The organism is Ferrovum myxofaciens (assembly GCF_000735045.1).
Taxonomy (GTDB): Bacteria; Pseudomonadota; Gammaproteobacteria; order Burkholderiales; family Ferrovaceae; genus Ferrovum; species Ferrovum myxofaciens.
Genome location: NZ_JPOQ01000431.1, coordinates 1 through 716 on the forward strand (window position 1 = coordinate 1; position 716 = coordinate 716).

Consider the following 716-nt stretch of genomic DNA (forward strand, 5'->3'; position numbering starts at 1 on the left):
AGTCGACCTCTCCTTCAAGCCCCAATTGTAGATCCATCGCGCACAACCAAACGATCGCGCAAGCTGATCGGCCTGATCAGGCGTCGGGTAAAATCGGTAACGATAGGCGCGTTGAATCAACATGACAGTCATTATACAGTGAATTTAAGGCGTAAGTCAAGAGATTTCTCCTTATATCTCCGGCGTAAACGCCGAAGTTTTACGGAGAGGACGATAACGACCATCATAATAGGCAAGTTATGGTAATCCCGCAAGACAAGATTAATAAAGCCTATTTGATTAAAATAATAGGCGCAAATCACATAAACGGCTAGTTAAGCAGGCAAACAGGCTTCCGCGTGTATTGCTGCGCTTGCGTTCTCGGCTTTACGAATATCGCCTTGCGTGGACGGAGACTCCTGTTTGTGTCTGAGCCGACCTTTGGTCGACTTTGGTCTCCCGAACTTTAGGTCGCTTGCAACCGCACCTCACCACCATGGAAAAGCAGTTCGCAGGGACGGAGCGAAGCCTCGCAAAATCCTGGCTTGCCGCCACCAGAAACGATAAAATTGTTTTGGATTCTATCTCATTCTTCGCACCGACCCGCCTGCTAGCCTTATCCAATGTGGTATGAGCCTGAAGGATGGCTGTATTTCCAACGAGGAATGAGCCTGAAGCGAATAATCTGAGGTCGATTGAAGAAGTGGGTTGATCATTGCAAGGATGATGATCAACAT

Annotated in this window: 1 protein-coding gene; it reads right to left on the reverse strand. The window is 47.9% G+C overall.

Annotation, left to right across the window (positions count from 1 at the left end; genetic code table 11):
* Positions 1–123 (reverse strand): helix-turn-helix domain-containing protein (locus tag IV91_RS19905; protein ID WP_200874446.1); only part of this gene is annotated, 123 nt, incomplete at its 3' end.
* Between the last annotated feature and the right edge of the window lie 593 nt (positions 124–716).